Origin of the sequence: Mesorhizobium sp. BH1-1-4, assembly GCF_020165665.1 — a bacterium.
Classification (GTDB): Bacteria; Pseudomonadota; Alphaproteobacteria; order Rhizobiales; family Rhizobiaceae; genus Mesorhizobium.
Window position 1 is genome coordinate 1 of record NZ_JAIUIN010000018.1, and the last position, 18,817, is coordinate 18,817.

The window sequence follows — 18,817 nt, forward strand, 5'->3', positions numbered from 1 at the left end:
GCCCGCAGCCCCCCCCGCCGGCGGCGCCGGCGCCGACCACCTTGTTCGGGCCGGGAAGCAGATCCTCGGGCGCCAATTGTATGCCAATGGCCGTCTTTCCATCCGAAGCCTGCGTCAAGGAGCTCGACGCGCCGCCGCCACCACCGATGGATTGCGCGAAGATGCCGTGCGACATCACACCGAGGGTGGTGATGTCGCCGTAATTCGTGACCCGCACGGTGCCGCCGTCGGAGCCCCCGGCGCCGGTGCCGCCGAGTTGCACGGTCACGGTTGTATCACCGCCCTTGGCCTGGCTGTTGCCCGCGCCGGCCGACCCGCCGCCGCCGCCCACGGATTGAGCGAAAATGCCGTCCGCATTGTCACCGGCGGTCGTTATGACGCCCCGCGCGTTGTTGGTGACCGTTACGTCGCCACCCTTGCCACCCTTGCCGCCCTTGCCGCTGAGGGAGGCGGCGATCTGATATTCCGCCTCCTCGCTGGTGGTACCCGCAGCTCCGCCACTGCCACCGCCACCGCCTATGGATTGCGCCTGGATGCCATGCGATCCATGACCGGTGCGCGCGCCGGTCAACAGATCTAGAGTCCCGGTCGTGATGATGCCGGAATTCTCGACGATCACGTCGCCGCCGCGACCGCCGCCATCGGCAAAGCCGCCGACGACCAGATTGACGGTCAGTGTATCGCCGGAGCCTCGGCTCTCGCCACCGCCGCCAGCGCCGCCGCTGCCGCCGATCGATTGTGCGAAGATACCGACGGACCTATTGCCCAAGGTGCGGATTTCGGCAGTGTCCGTGTTGGTGACGTGAACGAAACCACCGATACCCGCGGCGCCGCCGAAGCCACCCACCGAACCGCCAATCGCATACTCGGCCTCGACCCCCGAGGATGCCGCGCCGCCGATACCGCCGCCGCCGCCAACGGAACTCGCGGTAACGCCATTCGATTCGTCGCCGTCCGTTTGGATCTTGACGGCGTTTTTCACTTCGATCTCGCCGCCATTGCCTGCGTCGCCGCCCGCCAGTCCGATGCCCGCACCGACCGAGACGGTCGCGCTGCCGCCATATTTGCCCTCGCTGCCCGCGGCCGCCGCGCCGGCCACACCGCCACCGCCGCCAACAGACTGCGCCACGATACCGGCTGATCCATAGCCGCGCGTATGGATGTTGCCGGAGTTGTCCACCTTCACTTTCATGCCGCTGCTGCCGGCATCCACCCCAAGTGCATAGGTGCCCCATTCCGCTCCATTGGTGACACCGTCGCCGTCCCGGTCGCCGTTGGCATCGCCGCCGCCGCCGCCGATTGCGAGGTTCGCGTCGACCGTGGTTCCCTCGCTGCTGCCGAGGTTGAGCGCCTTGGCATCGGCCGACCCGCCGGCGCCGCCGCCGCCCCCGATCGACTGCGCGAGGATGCCGTTGGAGAAATCGCCGTACGTCTCGAGCACACCAGAATTTATGACGGTGACCGCGCCGCCATTGTTGCCATCACCACCTTGGCCGCCGATCGCCACATTGGCATTGACGTTGACATTCGAGCCCGAGTTGATCGAGGCGGTCGTACCGCTGGCCGAGCCGCCGGAACCACCGCCGCCGCCAATCGACTGGGCGAGGATCGCGTTGCTGGTATTGCCGCCTGTCGTGATCGTCGCGGCATTGGTGACATTGACCGTGCCGCCGGTGTTGCCCGAGCCTCCCCAGCCACCAACAGTCACGGTGGCGTTGACGGTAACGGTGCCGCCGAGGCCTCCGGCGCCCGCCATGGAATCGCCGCCATTGCCGCCGCCGCCGCCGACCGACTGGGCGAGGATGCCGTGCGAATTGTTGCCCGTGGTCACGATCGAACTTGTCGGGTCGGAAAGGCCGTAGTTGACGGTAACGGTGTTGCCGCCGCCGCCGCCGCCGCCCTTGCCGCCGATCGAGGCGCCCAGATTGATACTCACCGTTGGGCTGAAACTGCCGGAATAGGTGCGGCTGCGCCCGCCGTCGCCACCGCGGCCACCGACCGACTGCGCCAGTATGCCCCCGCTGTTGTCGGGATTGATCGGCTTGCCATCGTCACCAACCACCGCGGGATTCGGGATCGATGCGATATGGCCGTTCCCGTCAACCTCCACCGTCCCGGCATTACCGCCCGCACCGCCGGAACCGCCGACGGACACCGAAAGCGCGCCTGCGGGATAGGGATACACATTTGCCGCCGCGGCGAGCGCGAACGCGTCGCCGCCGCTGCCGCCGTTCCCGCCTACCGACTGGGCGAAGATGCCCTTGGCGCCGCCGCCACTGACGGTGATGTCGCCCGTATGACGAACAATCACATTGCCGCCGACGCCGCCGCCACCGCCACCGCCACCGATCGAAACGGATATCGCGGCCAAACCGGCCGACACCGAATTCGAGGCGCCGCCATTGCCGCCGCCACCACCGACAGACTGTGCGAGAATGCCGTGCGAAAGGCCGCCATAAGTCCTGATGTTGGCATTGTTGGTAACGTCGACCAGCTTGCCGTCGCCACCCTTCCCGCCACCGCCACCAACCGACACGGCCGCGGTCGTGCCGACCGCATAGCTGAAGCCGCCATCGCCGCCGCCGCCGCCGACCGATTGCGCGAAGAGGCCTATCGAACCATATTTGAGCGTCGTGATGTTGTTGGTGTTGATTGCACGAACCTCGCCACCGCTGCCGCCACCATCGCCGCTGCCCGCGACCGATACAGCCGGCCCGAGACCAGCCGCGATGGAGAATCCGCCGGAACCGCCGCCGCCGCCCACGGACTGCGCCAGGAAGCCGTGCGAGAAAATACCGTCCGTTTTCAACTCCGCGCCATTCGACGCGGTGACGTTGAGTCCGATGCCGCCAACGCTTCCACTGCCACCGACGCCGACATTGACGCCCAGCCCGGCTGCGATCGTCGAGCCTCCGGCACCGCCGCCGCCGCCAATGGATTGGGCGACAAAGGCGTGGGAATATTCGCCTGAAGTCGAGATGCTGCCGCCATGAATCGTGGCGACGACCTCGCCACCGTTGCCGCCGCCAGCGCCTTTGCCGCCTATGCCGACCGATACGGCCAGGGATCCCGCAAGCGTGAAGCCGCCACTGCCGCCGCCGCCGCCAACCGACTGGGCAAGAACGCCTATCGCGCGGTCGCCACCAGTGACGATCGTGGCGGTACCGACATCGACGTCGACGCGTTCGCCATTGCTGCCTTTGCTGGAGTTACCTCCGACACCGACAGCAACCCCGGCCGAGATATTGACCGAGAAGCCGCCATTGCCGCCGCCGCCGCCGATCGACTGAACGATGAGACCGGCGGAATCGTTGCCGCGCGTGGTGATCGTGGTGGTGTTGGACGTGTACTTGGCCGTGCTGGTGGCGCCGCCCACACCGCCATTGCCGCCAATGCCGACCGCAACCGCGAAGCTGCCCGTGAACGCGCCGCCGCCATTGCCGCCGCCGCCGCCGACCGACTGCACGATGATGCCCGCCGATCGGTCCTGAAACGTATCGACAGTGCCGTTGAAAGTGGCGTCCGCGGCCATCGACTTGCCGCCGCCGGCACCGTCGCCGCCAACCGACACCGCCGCGGCGACACCGACCGTCCCGGAGAAGCCGCCATTGCCGCCGCCGCCGCCAATCGACTGCACGATCAATCCGGCCGAATCCGTCCCGTGCGTTTCGATGTTCTGGAGGCCGTCGGCCACCGTGCGGAAAAACACCTGGCCGCCATCACTGCCTAAGGCGCCGCTTCCGCCAACGCCGATCGCCGCGCCGAGGCTGCCTGCGATGCTGAAGCCGCCATTGCCGCCGCCGCCGCCTATCGACTGTGCGATCAACCCGGCAGACCGGTCACCACCGGTCTTGATCGACCCGCCACTGGTGACATCGACCAGCTTGGCGCTGCCGCCGGCGCTGCCGCTGCCGCCGACGCCCACGGCCACGCCAAGCGATCCGCTTATGGCGAACCCGCCATTGCCGCCGCCACCGCCAACCGATTGCGCAACCACACCAGCGGAATCAGCGCCAACTGTCGTGACGGTCGCATTGCCAACATTGTAGCGCACCTCGCCACCGTCGCCGCCACGTGAGCCCGAACCGCCAATGGCGACCGAAGCGATACCGGCGGCGGCGAACGCGCCACCGCCATTTCCGCCGCCGCCTCCGACTGACTGGGCCAATATGCCAATGGCGGACCGCCCCGAAGTGGCTACGGTTGGTCCGGCACCTGTGGATTGGTTTACGTTTACGGCCCTGCCTTCACCGGCAGTGCCGCCGCTGCCGCCGATGCTGACCGACACCGAGGTCGGATTGATCGAGAGGGCAAACCCACCATTGCCGCCGCCGCCGCCAACCGATTGGATCAGTACCCCATGTGCGCCATCCCCGCCGGTGGTGACCGAACCCCCAAGGTTTGCGGTCGCGGCGCCCGCATTGCCGCCGCCGCCGCCGCTGCCGCCGACCGACACCACTCCGATGGCATTGCCACCATCGCCGCCGCCACCGCCAACGGACTCGACCAGCATGCCTATGGCTGCAAGTCCGTGGGTCGTGATGTTGCCCGTGTTGGTGCCGGTTGCCGACTTGCCGTCATTGCCGTCAGCACCAGAACCGCCACCGCCCCATGCGCCGAAACCGCTGCCGCCATCGCCGCCGCCGCCGCCGACGGACTGCACGACCATGCCACCGGCGAAATTCCCATAGGTGAATATGTCGCCCGAGTTGACGCCCGTCGCGTCGCCACCGACGGTTGGTGAACCACCATTGCCACCGTCACCGATAATCAGGCCGCCGCCGCTGGCGCCGCCACCGCCGACACCACCCGCCGCGCGCACGAAAAGACCGCGCGCGAAATCGCCCCTCGTTTCGATGAAGCCCTGGTTCTCGCCATATGCGGTGCCTCCGCTACCGCCGCGCCCGCCCTCACCGCCATCGCCGGAGCCGAACGATCCGCCAACGCCGCCGTCGCCTCCATTGCCGCCACTGGCATTGACGAGAATGCCGTGCGCGGAGTTGCCGGTTGTACGTATCTGACTGACTGTCGTGGCGACGGCGCGCGCGCTGCCCCCATTGCCACCATTGCCGCCGGCTCCACCATCCGTAAGGAAGAAGTCCGCCGCCCAACCGCCGTTACCGCCCTTGCCGCCCGACGCGTCGGCGTTCATGCCGTATGATTCTGTACCGGTCGTCCTCAGATCGCCGCTATTGGTTATGTCGACGGTCCCGCCGGGGCCGCCGTCACCGCCATCACCGCCGTCCACGGTCGGCGTCGGCACGCAAAATGGTGGAGGACCGCCGATGCACTGGATCGTCGCGACGGTCCCGCCATCACCGCCATCACCGCCTCGCGCATCGCCGAAATAGGCCGTCACGCCCGAATTGACCGTCGCCGCATTCTGGTGGGGCGGCACATTTGGGCCAGCTACGCCGTCATCGGCGTTCGCGTTGCCGAGGACGTTTGATCCATCGTCGGCCTTGGCCGGTTTTCCGCCAATCACGACCTGAGCAAAGGCAGGTGACGCCAGAGTATACGCGAGCACTCCAAAAACGACTGATCGCGCAACAATGCGCCCTGAAAACAAAGCCATACACTTGCCCCCGTTTGCAGACATCCTGACCCGCCCCCGGGCTTGGCGCCGCAACCACATCTACGTATGCAATGGATATGCAATAAGAATGCTGGCAATCTGCAGTAAGCTCGATGCATCAAGGCCGGTGCTCTTGCGAGTGGTCGAGGAGCGCAGGCCTTTTTTAGAATATACTAACTTGCAACAGATGGAACCGAAAGTTGCGTTTAGGCGATACGCGGGCGGCTGGCATCAGCCATTTGGTGGAGGTCTCCGCAGCTGAAGATACTACGGCCACATCCGTCGGTTCATAGTCGTCATATGACGGTAATGCTCGGATTATACGTCCGAATATGACGGCAACCGCTTGCCGTCCGGTGCGCGGCATCAAATCCATTCTTTTTAGCCATGAAACATCGCATCGCCAGACAGGCGCCCTATATACTGGGGATGAATAGGATCTTTTCGCGGAACGAGCGGATGTCTTTGCGTAGCCCATCGATGATTCTGGCATCGGCAGTGCTGGCCACGCTGGTTCTGGCTGGTGTGCCCGCCTCCGCCGAGGTGTTCATTCCCTCGGCAAACGGCAATGCCCAGATGCAGCAGAACGACCTGCAGGCCTTGCAGAACCGGGTTCAGCGGCAGCAATTTCAGCAGCAGCAGCAGCAGTATCGTGCCCAGGATCGCGTCATCGTCCAGCCGCCGCCGCCTGTCGTTCCGCAGGTCAGGCCGAGTTGCCAGACACAGATAATCGGCAACACCGCCGTCAGCACCTGCCGCTGACAGGTAAAGTCCACTTTTATTTAGCCGACTTACATGATAGGGGCCATTGGGTATCCCTGCGGCAGTTTGCATTTTGCAAAGGCGCCGCATCACGCTATGGGGCATTGCACCGTCTGGATTTTTGCGAATGGTAGCCACCAAGAAAAAGGCTGTACGCCGCGCCAAGAAGGGCGAACGAATCCGCCAGGTGGCGGCGATCCCCTTTCGGCGCAATGCGCATGGCGGCATCGAGGTGATGCTGGTCACATCGAGGACGACGCAGCGCTTCATCGTCCCCAAGGGATGGCCGATGAAAGGCAAGAGCGGCCGCAAGGCAGCCACCATCGAGGCGATGGAAGAAGCCGGCGTGCTCGGCAAGACCCTGAAGGAGCCCGCGGGCACCTACTCCTACTGGAAACGGCTGGCCAACAACTTCATTCGTGTCGACGTCATCGTCTATCTCCTCGAGGTGACCGAGGAACTCGCCAACTGGCAGGAAGCCAGGCGGCGGCAGCGGGCCTGGCTGGCGCCCGCCGACGCGGCAATGCTGATCGACGAGCCGGACCTCTCGACGCTGGTGGCGACATTGACCATTCCGCGACCTGCGCCGATCGGCGCTGCCTGAGGCAGGCTTATCCGCCCTTGCCGTCATCTTCCGGAAAAGGCCGCGCCGGCGGGCCACCATAGGCCCACAGCCATTCGCGCGGCAACGGCCCCTTGTTCCGCTCGGCCTGCTGCGATTGCTCCCAGGCATGCGCCAGGATGCCAACCGACCGCGCCAGCACGAAGAGCCCGCGCGTCAGCGGCGGCGGAAAACCGAGTTCGCCATAGATGACGGCGGTGGCGCCATCGATGTTGAGCGGGATTTTTTTGCCCTTGCGCCGCCCGACGTCGGCCTCGACCGCCTCGGCGATGTCGGCGAAGCGGCCATTGATCACGCCGCGCACGGCAAAATCTCTGACCAGTTCCAGCAGACGCGGCGCGCGCGGATCGACAGGATGGAAGCGATGGCCAAACCCCGGCACATAGCCCTCTTCCTCCGCGAAGAACCGGTCAAGACGTGTCGAGACCGCTTCGTTGAGGGCAATGCCGCCCTCGAGCGCCACGGCAACATCGCCATAGATGGAAAGCGCCTGCTCGCCGGCGCCGCCATGCACGTCGCCAAGCACGTTGATGGCGGAGGCCATGGCGCTGTTGATACCGACGCCGCAGGTCGCAGCCATGCGGGCAATGGCGATCGACGGCGCCTGCGGCCCGTGGTCGACGGCCGCCCCCAAAGCAATGCCGAGCAGTGCCGCCTGGTCCTCGCTGGGCAGTTCGCCACGCAGCATCAGCCAGATCATGGCGGGGAAGCTGACACGGCCGATCAGGTCCTGGATCTCATAGCCGCGCAGCCGGATCACGCCGGGGCTCATCTCGATGATGTCGGTCCGCCACCACTCCTCGCCGCGCTCGCGGCCTGTTTTCCTCTCCACGCCGCTCATGCCCTGGCCTTTGCCTTGGTGCGTGGCGGCAGGCCGGCGAACACCTCGTCCATATGCTCCCCCAGCACCGGCGGCGGCCGTGTCGGCAACGGTGCCGTGCCATCCACCATGAAGCCACCGCGCAGAACGGTGAGCGGCCCGTCCATGCCGGCCACATCGTCGAAACGGGCCGTCACCTGGCGTTCGAGCACTTGGGGTTCGGCCAGCACTTGCGGGATCGTCAGAACCCTGCCCGCCGGCACGCCGGCTCGATTGAGCGTTTCTTCCCAAACCGCCGCAGCAGCGCTGGCCAGAGCGTCCTCGATCTCGACCTTGAGTGCGGCGCGGTTCTTCTTGCGCGTCTCGCGCTCGGCAAAGCGCTGGTCCGACGCCAGTTCCGGCCGCCCGATCAGCACGCACAGCGTCACGAACTGCTCCTGCTTGTTGGCGGCGATGTTGATGAGCCCGTCGCCGGTACGGAAAGCGCCTGATGGAGCCGCCGTCATATTCTCATTGCCCATCGGCTTGGGATCGACCCCTGCCGTCAGATAGTTGGAGACCGGCCAGCCAAGCGCGGAGAGCGTGCATTCCAGCATCGACACGTCGAGGAACGCACCCTCGCCCGACGTCTTCTGCCTGACCAACGCGGCCGCGATCGAGAACGCCCCGACCAGGCCGCCCAGCGTGTCGGCAACGGGATAGCCGACGCGCAACGGCGCGGTTTCCGGCGTGCCGGTTATGCTCATGATCCCGGAAAGGCCCTGGATGATCTGGTCATAGGCGGGGTTGTCGCGCATCGGCCCGCTCTGGCCGAAACCCGATATCGCGCAATAGACAAGGCCGGGCCGTACTGCCTTGAGCTCGTCGTAACCGAGGCCGAGGCGTTTCATCACGCCGGGACGAAAATTCTCGACCAGCGCATCGGCGCTGGCAACCAGGTCGAGGAAGCGCTCGCGATCCGTCGCCTGCTTGAGGTCGAGCATGACGGATCGTTTGCCGGCGTTCTGCGCCAGGAACGACGCGCCCATGCCGGCACCGTTGAGCTTTGGCGAGCCGCCGAGCTGGCGCGCGAGGTCGCCACCTTGCGGCCCTTCGACCTTGATCACGTCGGCTCCCAGCAAGGCCAGTTGATAAGCACAATAAGGTCCGGCGAGCACATTGGTCAGGTCGAGGACGCGGATACCGGAAAGCAGGTCTGTCATATCTTCTCAAATCGCTCAGGCATCGCCCGGCACATGTTCGGGCCCGCGCCGACGCCGATGCTCGATGAAGGCCCAGATATGCGGGCCGGCGAGGCCGATGAAGGCAAGAGTCAACAGGATCAGCGACAGCTTGTGTGTGTAGAACACCGACCAGTCGCCGTTCGAGATGGTCATGGCGCGACGGAACTGCGTTTCGGCGAGCGGCCCCAGGATCATGCCGATAATGACAGGCGCGGTCGGGAAATCGAAGCGCCGCATCAGGAAGCCGGCGGCCCCCAGGAGATAGAGGATGACGAGGTCGATCGGCGACTGCGAAATGCCATAGGTGCCGACGGTGGCGAACACCAGAATCCCGGCATAGAGCTGCGGCGCCGGGATTTTCAAGAGCCGAACCCACAGGCCGATCAGCGGCAGGTTGAGGATGACCAGGATGACGTTGGCGATGAATAGGCTGGCGATCAGGCCCCAGACAAGGTTGGCCTGTGTCGTCAGGAGCAGCGGTCCGGGGTTGATGCCGTAGCTCTGGAAGGCCGACAGCATGATCGCCGCCGTCGCCGAGGTCGGCAGGCCGAGCGTCAGCATCGGCACCAGCACACCGGCGGCGGATGCATTGTTGGCGGCCTCGGGGCCGGCAACGCCCTCGATGGCGCCGACCGTGCCGAATTCCTGCTTGTGCTTCGACAGTTTCTTCTCGATGGCATAGGACAGGAAGGTCGGGATCTCGGCGCCGCCGGCCGGCATGGCGCCGATCGGAAAGCCGATCGCCGCACCCCGCAGCCAGGCCTTCCAGGAGCGCCCCCATTCGGCCGCCGTCATGTAGAGCGAGCCTTTCAGCGGCACGATCTCGTCCTTGCCGGCATAGCGGCGCGAGGCCATGTAGAGTGTCTCGCCGACCGCGAACAGGCCAACGGCGGCGATGATGACGTCGACGCCGTCGAGCAGCTCGGTCATGCCGAAAGTGAATCGCGGCTGGCCCGTCTGCAGATCGACGCCGATCATCCCGATGACAAAGCCGGCAAACAGGCTGGTCAGGCCGCGCACCGAGGACGAGCCGAGCACGGCCGAAACGGTGATGAAGGCCAGCACCATCAGCGAGAAATATTCGGCCGGACCGAAAGCCAGCGCGAACTTGACCACGATCGGCGCCAAAAAGGCGACGCCCAGCGTGCCGAGCGTGCCCGCGACAAAGGAGCCGATCGCCGAGGTGGCGAGCGCGGCGCCGCCGCGACCGGACCGGGCCATCTTGTTGCCTTCCAGCGCGGTGACGATCGTGGCGCTCTCGCCGGGCGTGTTGAGCAGGATAGATGTCGTCGAGCCGCCATACATGGCGCCATAATAGATGCCGGCGAACAGGATAAAGGACGCCTCCGGCGCCACCTGATAGGTGATCGGCAAGAGCAGCGCGATGGTCAGTGCCGGCCCCAGGCCAGGCAGCACGCCGATGGCCGTACCGAGCGTGGTGCCAAGCAGGCACCACATCAGATTGGTCGGGGTGAACGCGACGGCGAACCCGTGTGCGAGATGGCTGAGCGTATCCATGGTCTCAGCCTCCCAGCGTGCTGGTGAAGGCATCGATCACCGTGTTCAGCTGGTTCTCGACGAAACCGGCGCCGATATTGACGCCGAGCGCCTTGGCAAAGCCGAAATAGGCGGCCAGCGCCAGCACCAGGCCGGTCAGCACATCGCGCAGCGTGTGCCGGCTGCCGAAGCCGTAGCAGACGAGAACGAACATGATGACCGAGGCGGCCGTGAAGCCGAGCGGCTGGATGAGCAGAAGATTGGCCACAAGACCGATGACGACGAAGCCCATCGCCTTCCAGTCGGTCGGCGTTTCCTTTTCCTCCTCCGGCTGCCAGCCGCCACGCAATGCGGCGAGGATCAGCAGCAGCGAAAGCACAACCAGGCCGACCATGGTGAGATAGGGAAAGACGGTCGGCCCGACCTTGGAATAGAGCGGCGATACCGGGATCGCCAGCGTCTGCCAGGCGACGGCCCCGGCACAGGCCAGAAGGCCGATGCCGATCAGCAATTCCGGCACGGCAAGGCGAGAGGGCGCCGCCGGCTGGTTGATGGTGCTCATGAACGTCCTCCCCGTTATGGCTGGCCCGTTATGGCTGGCCCGGTACGGTTGGCCGACGCCGGCGGCAGCCCGCGGCCAGCCTTCACCGTACCTCTAGGTGCCGATCGCCTCCCTGCGGCCGGCTGCTATTGAAAAATGAGGGACGGCTCGCGCCGTCCCCCTGGGGAAAATCAGGCGAGGCCGAGATCCTTGAGAATGGCCTCGATGCGAGCCGTGTCCTCGGTGACGAATTTCGCATAGTCGTCGCCGGTGAGCAGGATGGGCGTCCAGTTGCGGTTCTTGCATTCGGTTGCCCAGGCATCGCTCTTGGCCATGGTCTCGACCAGGGTGATCATCGCCGCCTTGTCCGCGTCGGAAACGCCGGGCGGCGCGAAAACGCCACGCCAGTTGAACAGTTCGACATCGATGCCGGCTTCCTTCAGCGTCGGCGCGTCGATGCCATCCTGGCGCTTGTCGGCCGAGATGGCGAGCAGCCTGAGCGCGCCCGCCTTGACCTGTTCGGAGAACTCGCCGAAACCAGAAATGCCGGCCGCCACCTGGTTGCCGAGCAGCGCCGACAAGGCCTCGCCGCCGCCGGCGAACGGCACATAGGAAAGGCTGGGAGCCGGAACGCCAACCGTCTTGGCGATCAGGCCGAACAGGATGTGGTCCGAGCCTCCGGCGGAACCACCCGCGACTGGAACCTTCGTCGGATCGGCCTTGAGCGCGGCGACGAAATCGGCCGCCGTCTTGAACGGCGAGTCCGCCGGCACGACGAGTGCCTCGAACTCACCGGTGAGCCGCGCGATCGGCGTGACTTGCGTCAGATTGTTGGCTGCCTTGTTGGCGATGATGGCGCCGACCATGACCATGCCCGCGACCATCAGCGAATTGCCCTTACCGTTCCACTGGCTGATGAACTGCGGCAGCCCGACAGTGCCGCCCGCGCCACCGACATTGGTGATCTGCGAGCCGGAGATGAGCTTCTCGCTGCGCAGCACCTGATCCATCGTGCGCCCTGTCTGGTCCCAGCCGCCGCCGGGTGCCGCCGGCACGAAAATCTGGATCTGCGGCGCGCCTTCGGCGAAAGCGGGCGTGAAATGAAGTCCTGCGAGGCCGGCGGCGCCGACGGCCGCCGTCCCCGTCAAAAATCTGCGTCTGTTCAGCATGGGATTCCTCCAGATCACGACACCTCCTCCGGTGCCTGCCAAACGCGCCTGAGTTCAGGCCCGTGATCGAGTTCAAGCAGATGTTACCAAGTTCTGTCAACGGGAACGATATTCTGCTGGACAGAACATTCAGGCGGCGCGACACAGTCGCTCCGTTCGGCCTTCTTCGAATTGGGAACCGCAATGGACTTGGCAGGCAAATCGGCTGACGCGGAAATCCGGCGAGCGCCCGCCGAAGGTGTTGCCGCACTCGATCGGGCGGTCGCCATCCTCGACGCCTTCACCACGGCAGACCGCTCGCTCAGCCTGGCTGAAATCGCGACGCGCACCGGTCTCTACAAGAGCACGATCCTGCGGCTGGCGAATTCGCTGCTGCGCGGACAATTGCTCGAGCGCCTGGACGATGGCCGCTACCGCGTCGGACCCGCGACTTTCCGGCTCGGCGCACTCTACCAGCGCTCGGTCGTGGCGGTCGATATCCTGCTGCCGATCATGCGCGATCTCTCCGAAAGAAGCTGGGAGAGCGTTGCCTTCTACGTCCGCTCGGGGGACGTGCGCACCTGTCTCTACCGGGTCGAATCCAAGCATCCGATCCGCTACACGATACGCGAAGGCGACGTATTGCCTTTGCTGGTCGGCTCCGGCGGCCGCGTGCTGGCGGCGTTTTCGGGACAGCAGGGCGAACCCTACGAAACCATCCGCAAAACCTGCAACTGCCTCGCCGTGGGCGATCGCGACCCCGAGACGGCGGGCGTGTCGGCACCGGTTTTCGGGCCGGGACGTGTGCTCCTCGGCGCCTTGACGCTGGCTGGTCCAAGCACGCGCGTCGACGCCGCGTTCCTGCAGCGCATGAAGCGCCCGCTGCTTGAGGCGGCGGCCCGCGCCACCCGTGCCTTCGGCGAGGATGCCACCATGCTGGAGCAGGCGAGTCTCGCGGTCTAGCGCCCGCCAAGTATCGAATACAAACTGATTCAACTAGATATTCAGGACAGCCGCTCCAGCAGGATCATCGGGGCGTCGTGATAGAGGGTTCGCACCACTTCCCGGTAGCCGCATTTCGTCGCGACGTTCAAGGAGGCGGCATTCTCGGGATCGATGATGCAAACGGTTCTGGAGCGCCCGAACGTCTCTTCGCCCCATGCCAGGACACGGCCGACCACCTCGGTGGCAAGGCCCGTCCCGTGCACCGACGGCGCCAGCGCCCATCCTGCTTCGGGGGTGCCTTCGATCGACGGCTCGATATCGCGCTTCAGATCGTGGAACCCGGCCTCGCCGACGAAGCGGCCGGTCGCTTTCTCCTCGATGGCCCAGAAGCCGTAGCCGAGCAGCGACCACAGGCCGGCGTGACGCAGGAAGCGCATCCAGCTTTCCTCACGCGTGCGCGGTTTGCCGCCGATGAAACGGGTGACGACCGGATCGGCCCACATCGTGACATAGGCGTCGAAATCGCCCAGCCGGTGTGCCCGCAGGATGGTTCGCGGCGTCTCGATGACCGGGGCGATGACGGCCTGCGTCGTGCTCATTGGATTTGCCTCGCGTTGCCGCCTGCGGTTAGCAAATCGCCGGCGCGGTGCAAGAGCCAGGGAACAGGGGACCATCATCCAGCACCAAACGCAAACTCCGGCAGCGCTTCACGACATCCAAGCCACGCTATGGGATTTTTGCGCAGGGGTGTTATTTTCGACGTGGGCTGATTCAGCACGCCCGAATTTTGAGGCGCCGGCCGGTGCCGCCGATCCAGGGAAATCCGCATGGACACCACGGACCTCGTGCTCGCCATCATCCACCATCTGCTGGTGTTCTCGCTGGCGGCCATCATAGGCGCCGAATTCGTGCTGATCCGTGGCGACCTGCCCGCAGCGACGCTCAAGCGGCTCGCCGGCATCGACCGCCACTACGGCATCATCGCCGCGCTCATCATCATCGTCGGCATCGGCCGCGTCTTCTGGGGCCTAAAGGGCTGGGAGTTCTACGTCCACAACTGGGTGTTCTGGGCCAAGATGGCGGCGTTCGGCATTGTCGGCCTGCTGTCGATCATCCCGACCGTGCGTTTTATCTCCTGGAACAGGCAGGCCAGCACCAATCCCGCCTTCGCCGTGCCGGCGGCCGAACTGGCCTCGGTGAAGTCCTATATCCGCGCCGAAGGAGCCATCTTCCTCTTGATCCCTGTCTTCGCCGCGGCGATGGCGCGCGGCTACGGAAGCTGATCTTCGGCGGCCGTTTCGAGCGGAGCGATCGGCACCAGCGGCGCCGGAATGCTGGTCGTCTTCACCGCTGCCTTGCAGATATCGGCGATGACGCAGGCCGGGCAATCCGGCTTGCGCGCCTTGCAGACATAGCGGCCATGCAGGATCAGCCAGTGATGCGCGTGGCGCATATATTCGTCCGGGATGATCCTCAACAATCCCTGCTCGACCTGTTCCGGCGTCTTGCCGGGCGCCAGGCCTAGCCGGTTGCCGATGCGCAAGATGTGCGTGTCGACCGCCATCGTATGTTGGCCGAAGGCCATGTTCAGCACGACATTGGCGGTCTTGCGCCCGACACCTGGCAGCTTGACCAGCTCATCGCGGTCGTCCGGCACCTCGCCGCCATGGTCGCGGATCAGCGCCTGCGATAGCGCGATGACGTTCTTGGCCTTGTTGCGCCAGAGGCCGATGGTCCTGATATGGTCGCCAACCTCGGCTTCACCCAGCGCCAGCATCTTTTGCGGCGTATCGGCGGCCTTGAACAAAGCCCGCGTCGCCTTGTTGACGCCGGCATCGGTTGCTTGCGCCGAAAGCACCACCGCCACCAGCAGCGTGAAGGCGTTGACATGTTCGAGCTCGCCCTTCGGCTCCGGCCGTTGCACCGAAAAGCGCCGGAAGATCTCGTGCACTTCCGCCGGGCTGTAGAGCGAACTTGACCGCGCGGGCCTGGGGCGCGGTTTGGCGTTCGAGCCGTCACGGCGTCCGGGCAACGGTTCACTTTTGGGCAGGGACGAATCTTTGGACTTGGGGCGCGCCATTTCCCTCCTATAATAGTCTGTCATGAGCGACACAAACGCCTCGTTTCAGGCTGACGAGCCCTTCTTCCACGCCTTGCTGACCCCACACCGGTCGCTGGGCAGGACGGGCTTCCTGATCCTGATGGGCGCGCTGATGTTCGGCTGGCTGGTGACGGGCGCGTTTTTCCTGTCGCGCGGCGCCTGGCCGGTGTTCGGTTTCTTCGGCCTCGATGTGATCGCCGTCTACATCGCCTTCCGCGTCAACTATCGGGCCGCCCGCGCCCGCGAGGAAGTATCGGTCTCGCGAACCAGCCTCGATATCCGCAAGACCGCCCCCTCGGGAAAGTCGGAAGCGCACCGCTTCAATCCGTTCTGGGCACGGTTTTCGGTCGCCCGGCACGCAGAGATCGGCATCACCAGGATGACCGTGGAAGCACAGGGCCAGAACGTGCCGATCGGCGGCTTCCTCGATCCCGAGTCCCGCGAGAGCTTCGCCACCGCCTTCGCGCGCGCGCTGGCGACCGCCAAGGCGCGCTGATCCCTGCACGCGTGCGCACCGGCCCTTTTATCCCTCGATGGAATTTGCTCGTTCGTCAGCCATCGCCCCCAAGAAGGCAAGTTTCGGGTGGCGATCGGCGCCCCAAGGGGCGATATTCCAGCCCAAGGAGACAGGTCCATGAGCACACACACGGCAGTCCTTAGGAAGGACATCACGCCCGAGGGCAGCGACTACGAAATCGTGCGCCGCGCCATCGAGAAGATCAGCCTCGACTATCGCGACCAGCCATCCCTGGAAGAACTGGCCGAAGAGGTCGGCGAGACGCCGACCGGCCTGCAAAAACTCTTCACCCGCTGGGCCGGCCTGTCGCCCAAGGCCTTTCTGCAGGCGGTGACGCTGGACCATGCGCGCAAGCTGCTCGATTCCGGCATGCCGCTGCTCGAAACCTCTTTTGAACTGGGCATGTCCGGTCCCGGCCGGCTGCACGACCTGTTCGTCACCCATGAGGCGATGTCGCCTGGCGACTACAAGACGCGCGGCGCTGGCCTCACCATCCGCTACGGCTATCACCCCTCCCCGTTCGGCACCGCCCTGATCATGGCCACGGACCGCGGGCTTGCCGGCCTCGCCTTCTGCGACGCCGGCGAGGAGCGCACCGCCTTCGCCGACATGTCGGGCCGCTGGCCCAACGCCCTCTATGCCGAGGACAGGGAAGCGACAGGCCCCTATGCCGCGCGCATCTTCGAGCCGACGCTGTGGCGCGCCGACCAGCCGCTGCACGTCGTCATGATCGGCACCGACTTCCAGGTCCGTGTCTGGGAAGCCTTGCTGCAAATCCCGATGGGCAAGGCCCGCACCTATTCCTCGATCGCCGCCAGCATCGGCGCGCCGAGCGCCAGCCGCGCGGTCGGCGCCGCCAACGGCGCCAATCCGCTCTCTTTCGTGGTGCCTTGCCACCGCGCCATCGGCAAATCAGGCGATCTCACCGGCTATCACTGGGGCCTTACCCGCAAGCGCGCCATCCTGGGCTGGGAAGCGGGGCAGATTTCGGCCTGAATGTCGATATTTGTATTTTCACTCAAGAAATATATCAATCTTCCCCGTTACGAAGTATTCGTGCGGCTTATATTCGGATTTTCTGGATACAACCGGGGACAACCATCGGTTTATTTATCGCTTTTGCTCCAGAGCGTTATTTCAGTTTACGCTAAATTAACCATGATAAAGCGATGATGACCCATATTAAATCGGGCGATCCGACTTAATAGGAGGGTCTCGATGAAGTTGTTTCGCACCACCGTCGGTGCTGCCTTGCTTGCCGTGTGCCTGGACCACGCCGCGATGGCCACGACGCAGAACGTCATTTTCAACGGCACGGTCACCGCGACCTGCACCCTTGTTGTCGGCACCAACGGCACGATGACGGTAAGCGCGGACTTGCAGTCGCTGAGCTCTCACAACAGTGGCGGATCGGCTGGAACTGTCACGCTTACCACCACCGGGGGCGTCTCGCTGAGCGTCGATCCGGTGACCCTCACCACCGTGCCTGCCGCCGACAGCACGGCCACCACCTGGACACCGACCTATTCGGCCAGCGGCGCCCATACGATCGCGGAAACGGGATCCGCCACCGCCCTGGCTGCCCCCGGCGCCGACCTTGTCTCGGTCCATCTTGCCGGCGCCAAGGGCGGCAGCAACCGCTTCGCCTCCGGAAACTACCAGGCAACGGTAACACTGCGCTGCGAATAGGCGGTCGCGAAGGAGGGATCCTTGAAATATGCCCGAATCCTGGCGACGGCCCTGGCTGTCGGCCTGCCGACCATTGCCGCCAAGGCCCAGTCGATGTCGCCGATGCGCGGCGAGGTCAACAGTTTCACGGACGTCTTCGCGGTCCGCGTTTTTCCCGCCAATCCATACGACCAGAAGATCAAGGTTGAGATCCACGTCTACGATCAGGATTTTCAGCCGGTGGACGCCAAGATCTCTCCGAGTGTCTTCCAACTGGGGTCGCAGGCTTCCCGCCCAGTCCTTGTGGTCGTGCCCTTCGGCGGCGCCGCCGAGCGTAAAGTGCGTATCTGTACCGAGAGCATCCCCTTTCCCAATCAACAGACGCAGATAAGGGCACAAATATGCGGAAAGTTTTTTGGGCACCGCAAGTCCTGACAGCCGCGTTTGCGGCAATCATGGTGGGGATTTCGCCGGCTCTGGCCGAGGATGTCTACAATCTCAATCAGAACGAGAGCGGCTTCAACCTGCCTGGCGTGACGTTGCCCCAGGGGCAGGACGAGGTCCACGCATCGGACGGCACCACCTGCCGCTCCGCCGTATCGGGCACCGGCGCCTATTTCGACCTCGGTATCATCAGAGGCAACAACCAGTCCAACAATGACGTCGCCACATATGGCCGCGTGGTGATCCCGATCGGGCGGACGCCGAAGCGCGTCGATTGCAGCCGCCTCTACGAGCTCGAGGTCGAGCGCCTGCAACTGGAGCTGAAGCTCCTCAAGATGGGCCTCGGTGCCGACGGTCCGACGGCGAGCGTGACCACCAGCGCTCCCGCTGCCGCGCCCACGGCCGCGTCGCCCGGATGGGCCAACGAAGGCTGGAGCATCAGGACCGGAAATGGCGATGGCAAGAAAAAGAAGAAGAAATAACCACGCGCAGCTCGCGGTGGCGGTACTTGCCGGTTTCTGCTTTCCGGCGCATGCGGCGATCATCGGCACCTGCACCATCATGGTCGGCGCATCGGGCACGATGACGACGAATCCGGCCATCGGCATACTGGGCTCCAAGCAGGCGGGCGGATCAAGTGCCAGCGCCACCGTGGTGGCAAGCTCCCTGCTGTGCTCAATCCTCAACTTGCTTGACTGCTATTCGGTTTCAGCGCCGGCGCCTGCCGCATTCTCGTCCGCGCCGAGCGGCGGCGGCACCAACGTGACCTTCGTCTCGGTCTTCCGCCTCGATGGCTCGGGGGTCGACAACAACGGCAGCGTGCCGCAAAGGGTCGCCAACGGCACCCACCCCATGCAGATCGATCTCACGGCCACCAAGTCGAGCGGTATCTTTCCCGCCGGCAGCTATCAGGGCACGGTCACCGTGCGTTGCGAGTGAGGCGGTAATCGTGCT

Annotated in this window: 18 protein-coding genes; 10 read left to right on the forward strand and 8 right to left on the reverse strand. The window is 65.1% G+C overall.

From position 1 onward, the window contains the following. On the reverse strand, window positions 1-5,398 hold a 5,398-nt coding region (locus LB569_RS31865; RefSeq protein WP_411970249.1), incomplete at its 3' end, for a beta strand repeat-containing protein. Window positions 5,399-6,073: 675 nt separating this feature from the next. On the opposite strand from LB569_RS31865, the gene LB569_RS23875 reads away from it, so the two are divergent. Next, window positions 6,074-6,337, forward strand: coding sequence for a hypothetical protein (locus tag LB569_RS23875; protein ID WP_411970250.1), 264 nt, complete (start codon window positions 6,074-6,076; stop codon window positions 6,335-6,337). 127 nt (window positions 6,338-6,464) lie between these two features. Beyond that, a complete protein-coding gene (locus LB569_RS23880) occupies window positions 6,465-6,941 on the forward strand; it encodes an NUDIX hydrolase (RefSeq protein WP_224694331.1) in 477 nt (158 codons plus the stop codon). A 7-nt stretch (window positions 6,942-6,948) separates the two neighbouring features. Here LB569_RS23880 and LB569_RS23885 read toward each other — a convergent pair whose 3' ends face one another. The 5 genes from LB569_RS23885 to LB569_RS23905 all read right to left on the reverse strand — a co-directional run bounded on the left by LB569_RS23885 (window position 6,949) and on the right by LB569_RS23905 (window position 12,209). Beyond that, window positions 6,949-7,800, reverse strand: coding sequence for a citryl-CoA lyase (locus tag LB569_RS23885; RefSeq protein WP_224694332.1), 852 nt, complete (start codon window positions 7,798-7,800; stop codon window positions 6,949-6,951). After that, complete coding sequence (locus LB569_RS23890; protein ID WP_224694333.1) at window positions 7,797-8,981, reverse strand: CaiB/BaiF CoA transferase family protein; 1,185 nt, start codon at window positions 8,979-8,981, stop codon at window positions 7,797-7,799. Before LB569_RS23890 ends, LB569_RS23885 begins: the two co-directional genes overlap by 4 nt. 15 nt (window positions 8,982-8,996) lie before the next feature. After that, on the reverse strand, window positions 8,997-10,520 hold the full coding sequence (locus LB569_RS23895; protein ID WP_224694334.1) for a tripartite tricarboxylate transporter permease: 1,524 nt from the start codon (window positions 10,518-10,520) through the stop codon (window positions 8,997-8,999). Window positions 10,521-10,524: 4 nt separating this feature from the next. Next, complete coding sequence (locus tag LB569_RS23900; protein ID WP_224694335.1) at window positions 10,525-11,061, reverse strand: tripartite tricarboxylate transporter TctB family protein; 537 nt, start codon at window positions 11,059-11,061, stop codon at window positions 10,525-10,527. Window positions 11,062-11,231: 170 nt separating this feature from the next. After that, complete coding sequence (locus LB569_RS23905; protein WP_224694336.1) at window positions 11,232-12,209, reverse strand: Bug family tripartite tricarboxylate transporter substrate binding protein; 978 nt, start codon at window positions 12,207-12,209, stop codon at window positions 11,232-11,234. Between the two features lie 183 nt (window positions 12,210-12,392). Here LB569_RS23905 and LB569_RS23910 point away from each other — a divergent pair, with 183 nt between their 5' ends. After that, window positions 12,393-13,151, forward strand: coding sequence for an IclR family transcriptional regulator (locus LB569_RS23910; RefSeq protein WP_224694337.1), 759 nt, complete (start codon window positions 12,393-12,395; stop codon window positions 13,149-13,151). Between the two features lie 41 nt (window positions 13,152-13,192). On the opposite strand, the gene LB569_RS23915 is transcribed toward LB569_RS23910, so the two are convergent. Further along, window positions 13,193-13,732 carry a GNAT family N-acetyltransferase gene (locus tag LB569_RS23915; protein WP_224694338.1) on the reverse strand — a complete coding sequence of 180 codons (540 nt, stop codon included), beginning with the start codon at window positions 13,730-13,732 and terminating at the stop codon, window positions 13,193-13,195. 228 nt (window positions 13,733-13,960) lie between these two features. On the opposite strand from LB569_RS23915, the gene LB569_RS23920 reads away from it, so the two are divergent. Next, on the forward strand, window positions 13,961-14,416 hold the full coding sequence (locus LB569_RS23920; RefSeq protein WP_224694339.1) for a DUF2214 family protein: 456 nt from the start codon (window positions 13,961-13,963) through the stop codon (window positions 14,414-14,416). Here LB569_RS23920 and nth read toward each other — a convergent pair. After that, on the reverse strand, window positions 14,404-15,213 hold the full coding sequence (gene nth / locus LB569_RS23925) for an endonuclease III (protein WP_224694340.1): 810 nt from the start codon (window positions 15,211-15,213) through the stop codon (window positions 14,404-14,406). The two genes, LB569_RS23920 and nth, sit on opposite strands and share 13 nt — an antisense overlap. Window positions 15,214-15,235: 22 nt before the next feature. Here nth and LB569_RS23930 point away from each other — a divergent pair, with 22 nt between their 5' ends. The 6 genes from LB569_RS23930 (at window position 15,236) to LB569_RS23955 (ending at window position 18,802) form a co-directional block, all read left to right on the forward strand. Further along, window positions 15,236-15,730 (forward strand): DUF2244 domain-containing protein, encoded by a 495-nt coding sequence (locus tag LB569_RS23930; protein ID WP_140704199.1) that lies wholly within the window; start codon window positions 15,236-15,238, stop codon window positions 15,728-15,730. Between the two features lie 138 nt (window positions 15,731-15,868). Further along, on the forward strand, window positions 15,869-16,747 hold the full coding sequence (locus tag LB569_RS23935; protein WP_140704197.1) for a methylated-DNA--[protein]-cysteine S-methyltransferase: 879 nt from the start codon (window positions 15,869-15,871) through the stop codon (window positions 16,745-16,747). A gap of 222 nt (window positions 16,748-16,969) precedes the next feature. Further along, window positions 16,970-17,440, forward strand: a complete 471-nt coding sequence (locus LB569_RS23940; RefSeq protein ID WP_224694341.1) for a hypothetical protein — start codon at window positions 16,970-16,972, stop codon at window positions 17,438-17,440. 21 nt (window positions 17,441-17,461) lie between these two features. Beyond that, window positions 17,462-17,854, forward strand: a complete 393-nt coding sequence (locus LB569_RS23945; protein ID WP_140704194.1) for a hypothetical protein — start codon at window positions 17,462-17,464, stop codon at window positions 17,852-17,854. Beyond that, complete coding sequence (locus LB569_RS23950) at window positions 17,821-18,345, forward strand: hypothetical protein (RefSeq protein WP_224694342.1); 525 nt, start codon at window positions 17,821-17,823, stop codon at window positions 18,343-18,345. Before LB569_RS23945 ends, LB569_RS23950 begins: the two co-directional genes overlap by 34 nt. Next, window positions 18,320-18,802, forward strand: a complete 483-nt coding sequence (locus LB569_RS23955) for a hypothetical protein (RefSeq protein WP_224694343.1) — start codon at window positions 18,320-18,322, stop codon at window positions 18,800-18,802. Before LB569_RS23950 ends, LB569_RS23955 begins: the two co-directional genes overlap by 26 nt. Window positions 18,803-18,817: the final 15 nt, after the last annotated feature.

Coding starts and splice junctions, on each gene's coding strand:
- LB569_RS23950 (WP_224694342.1), top strand. CDS start 17,821: ATGCGGAAAGTTTTTTGGGCACCGCAAGTCCTGACAGCCGCGTTTGCG.
- LB569_RS23905 (WP_224694336.1), bottom strand. CDS start 12,209: ATGCTGAACAGACGCAGATTTTTGACGGGGACGGCGGCCGTCGGCGCC.
- LB569_RS23885 (WP_224694332.1), bottom strand. CDS start 7,800: ATGAGCGGCGTGGAGAGGAAAACAGGCCGCGAGCGCGGCGAGGAGTGG.
- LB569_RS23910 (WP_224694337.1), top strand. CDS start 12,393: ATGGACTTGGCAGGCAAATCGGCTGACGCGGAAATCCGGCGAGCGCCC.
- nth (WP_224694340.1), bottom strand. CDS start 15,213: ATGGCGCGCCCCAAGTCCAAAGATTCGTCCCTGCCCAAAAGTGAACCG.
- LB569_RS23935 (WP_140704197.1), top strand. CDS start 15,869: ATGAGCACACACACGGCAGTCCTTAGGAAGGACATCACGCCCGAGGGC.
- LB569_RS23880 (WP_224694331.1), top strand. CDS start 6,465: ATGGTAGCCACCAAGAAAAAGGCTGTACGCCGCGCCAAGAAGGGCGAA.
- LB569_RS23890 (WP_224694333.1), bottom strand. CDS start 8,981: ATGACAGACCTGCTTTCCGGTATCCGCGTCCTCGACCTGACCAATGTG.
- LB569_RS23930 (WP_140704199.1), top strand. CDS start 15,236: ATGAGCGACACAAACGCCTCGTTTCAGGCTGACGAGCCCTTCTTCCAC.
- LB569_RS23900 (WP_224694335.1), bottom strand. CDS start 11,061: ATGAGCACCATCAACCAGCCGGCGGCGCCCTCTCGCCTTGCCGTGCCG.
- LB569_RS23940 (WP_224694341.1), top strand. CDS start 16,970: ATGAAGTTGTTTCGCACCACCGTCGGTGCTGCCTTGCTTGCCGTGTGC.
- LB569_RS23895 (WP_224694334.1), bottom strand. CDS start 10,520: ATGGATACGCTCAGCCATCTCGCACACGGGTTCGCCGTCGCGTTCACC.
- LB569_RS23920 (WP_224694339.1), top strand. CDS start 13,961: ATGGACACCACGGACCTCGTGCTCGCCATCATCCACCATCTGCTGGTG.
- LB569_RS23915 (WP_224694338.1), bottom strand. CDS start 13,732: ATGAGCACGACGCAGGCCGTCATCGCCCCGGTCATCGAGACGCCGCGA.
- LB569_RS23955 (WP_224694343.1), top strand. CDS start 18,320: ATGGCAAGAAAAAGAAGAAGAAATAACCACGCGCAGCTCGCGGTGGCG.